The organism is Armatimonas sp., from assembly GCF_043760365.1.
Lineage (GTDB): Bacteria > Armatimonadota > Armatimonadia > Armatimonadales > Armatimonadaceae > Armatimonas.
Genome location: NZ_JAYUPA010001008.1, coordinates 1 through 2667, shown reverse-complemented (window position 1 = coordinate 2667; position 2667 = coordinate 1). Strand labels below are relative to the sequence as shown.

Genomic DNA, 2667 nt, shown 5'->3' with positions numbered 1-2667 from the left:
AAACGATGCTTCTGAGGGGATGATTCTGGCCTACGCACAAGCGGCACGGGAGAGCGATATTGTGATCGCCGAGGTGGGGGCGTGGAGCAACCCGCTCTCCCAAGACGATAAAACCCGGCGCGAGGCGCGGGAGTTCTGCAAGCGGCAGTTAGAGATCGCTGATAAGATTGGTGCGGTTTGCTGCGTCAATATCGCCGGATCGCTCGGGGACAAATGGGACGGGCCGTGCGCGGAGGATCTGACAGCGCAGGCGTTTGGCTTGATTGTCGAGAGCGTCCAGGAGATCGTGGACAGTGTTCAGCCCGAAAGTGCAGTCTATACCCTGGAGACCATGCCCTGGATGTACCCGGACTCGCCGCAGAGCTATTTGGACTTGGTGGAGGCCATTGACCGAAGGAGTGTCGCGGTGCATCTGGACCCCGTGAACCTGATCAACAGTCCCGAGCGCTACTTTCACAACGCCGCGTTTCTACGCGAGTGCTTTGCGCTGCTCGGCTCGCAGATTGTAGGAGTGCACGCCAAAGATATTCTGCTGCGCCAGAACCTCACAGTGCATCTAGACGAAGTGCGGCCCGGGCTTGGTGGGCTCGACTATGGTGTTTTTCTGGAGGAGATGGGAAAGCTCCCGCCTGACACGCCCTTTATGCTGGAGCACTTGCCCAGCGAGGCGGAGTATCAGCTCGCGGCGGAGTTTGTGCGCCTCCAGGTTAAAATAGTTTCGTGACGGCCAACTTTTTGCAACGTTTCCACGATAGAAGCTCTAAGGTGGAAGGTATACGAAGCGAATCAAGCAAAACAAGCGCACGGCAGCAACTGCCGTCGGAGCACGGCTTGCTCCTGCGTGCTCAGCGCGGAGATCGTGCCGCCTTCGATGGCCTTGTCCAGCTTCATCAGACGGCACTACGTGGGTTTCTGCGGCGACGGCTTCCTAACGACGCCGTTGAAGATGTACTCCAGGAGACCTTTCTTGCGGCCTGGTCGGCACTACCCGCTTTTGAGCCCCGGGTGCGCCTCAAGACATGGCTCTACCGGATCGCGCTGCACAAAGCAGCCGATAGTATGCGCCGCTCCCCTCGGGAGGTCTCACTGGAGAGGCTCGCGTGTGAGCTGCCCGATCGCGGACTCGCGGCCACCGAAACGGCGATCTGGGCACGTGCGCTGCTCGCGCAGCTCCCAGACGACCAGCGGGTTTTACTAGAGCTCTACTACTTCGATGATCTGACTCTGGCGGAGGTCGCACTGGTTCTCGACAAAAACGTGAATACAGTCAAGTACCATTTCTACCAAGCACACTCCCGTAGCCTCCAGCTTACCAGCACCACCGACCGCGAGGAGGCCTACCGATGAACCGACGTCCTCTCTCCTGCAACGATGAAGCGCTGCTACTTTGGGTACACGGGGAGCTCTCTCTCCATGCCCGCCTGCGACAAACCCTCCATCTCGCAGTTTGCCCCGCCTGCCGTGCGCGGCGTCGGCAGTATGCACGCGTCTCTCGCCAGTTCGCCATGGAGCTTGCTCAGCCAGGGTTTCCGCCCCGTCTGGGTGCCAGAAATACATATCTCTCGTTGCCTGCCCCGCTCTGGCTCATGGCTAGCTTACTCCTAGTCATTGGGGGAAGTTTGGGGACACTGGCCTGGCAGTGGCGCAAGGCAAATCCCTACTACGGACACTCCGCTGGCCTTCTTAATGAGTGTGAGGGTTGCCTAGAAGACTGTCTCCCAACCCCAGCCCCGCTCAAGAAGCCCTAAGGGTATACTCTCGGGTATGGAGCAAACAGGCAAGATAGCGCTGGTAACGGGTGCCTCGCGCGGCATCGGAGCGGCGACGGCGTTGCTACTGGCGGAAGGCGGCGCAGATGTCGTCATTAACTTCCGAAGCAAAGCGCCTCGTGCGGGGGAGGTCGCAGGGCAGGTTCGGGCACTTGGGCGGCACGCACTACTCGCTCAGGCCGATATCACCGAGGCAACCGATCGTGTTGCTATGGCGCAGAGCGTTCGGGAAACTTTCGGACGGCTGGATACTCTGATTCTCAATGCCAGCGGTGGCATGGAGAAGAACAAGGACGCAGGCTATGCGCTGCTCCTCAACCGCGGCTCACAGCTTGCCACGCTGGATGTGCTCTTGCCGCTGATGGCTCCTGGTAGCCGTATCGTCTTTGTCACCAGCCACTGGGCGCATTTCTACGGCACGCACCCCGTCGCGCCTGCCTACGAAGCCGTCGCGGCGAGTAAGAAAGCGGGTGAGGACGCGCTCCGTGCCCGTATCCCCGAGCTAGCAGCACGCGGCATCCGATTAACCATTGTTAGCGGCGATGGCATCGAGGGTACCATCACGGTAAAGCTTTTGGAGCGTGTGCAGCGAGGCGCACTAGACAGCAGTCGGAATCTTCCCACTATCGCCGAGTTCGCCGCCGCAATTGTCGCCTCCGCCACCGACGACAGCCTACCGTCGGGACACATCGCCTTTATCGGATCCATTGAGCCGTGAGCGAATCTGGGGGAGTGTTCCGCAGGTCAATGAGAGATCATAGATAAAAACCAAGCCAGGTGTGATGGCGAACTTGGTCAGCGGCGCAAAATAAGAACAGCTCCCGTGCTCGGGCTTGCCATCGCCGAACCGATAACATGTCAGCTCCTCGGCAATAGACACTTTCGCGCCCACCCCGAA

Annotated in this window: 5 protein-coding genes; 4 read left to right on the top strand and 1 reads right to left on the bottom strand. The window is 59.7% G+C overall.

The window, feature by feature from the left end:
- The 4 genes from ACH2EH_RS25545 to ACH2EH_RS25530 all read left to right on the top strand — a co-directional run.
- Positions 1–724, top strand: a 724-nt coding sequence (locus ACH2EH_RS25545; protein ID WP_395146246.1) for a sugar phosphate isomerase/epimerase family protein, incomplete at its 5' end; no start/stop codon positions are given.
- 41 nt (positions 725–765) lie between these two features.
- Positions 766–1347, top strand: a complete 582-nt coding sequence (locus tag ACH2EH_RS25540) for an RNA polymerase sigma factor (protein WP_395146245.1) — start codon at positions 766–768, stop codon at positions 1345–1347.
- Positions 1344–1748, top strand: a complete 405-nt coding sequence (locus ACH2EH_RS25535) for a hypothetical protein (RefSeq protein ID WP_395146244.1) — start codon at positions 1344–1346, stop codon at positions 1746–1748. Before ACH2EH_RS25540 ends, ACH2EH_RS25535 begins: the two co-directional genes overlap by 4 nt.
- A gap of 16 nt (positions 1749–1764) precedes the next feature.
- Positions 1765–2487, top strand: coding sequence for an SDR family oxidoreductase (locus tag ACH2EH_RS25530; protein WP_395146243.1), 723 nt, complete (start codon positions 1765–1767; stop codon positions 2485–2487).
- Here the strand turns inward: ACH2EH_RS25530 and ACH2EH_RS25525 are convergent.
- A partial coding sequence (locus tag ACH2EH_RS25525) for a hypothetical protein (RefSeq protein ID WP_395146242.1) occupies positions 2443–2667 on the bottom strand: 225 nt, incomplete at its 5' end. The genes ACH2EH_RS25530 and ACH2EH_RS25525 overlap by 45 nt on opposite strands.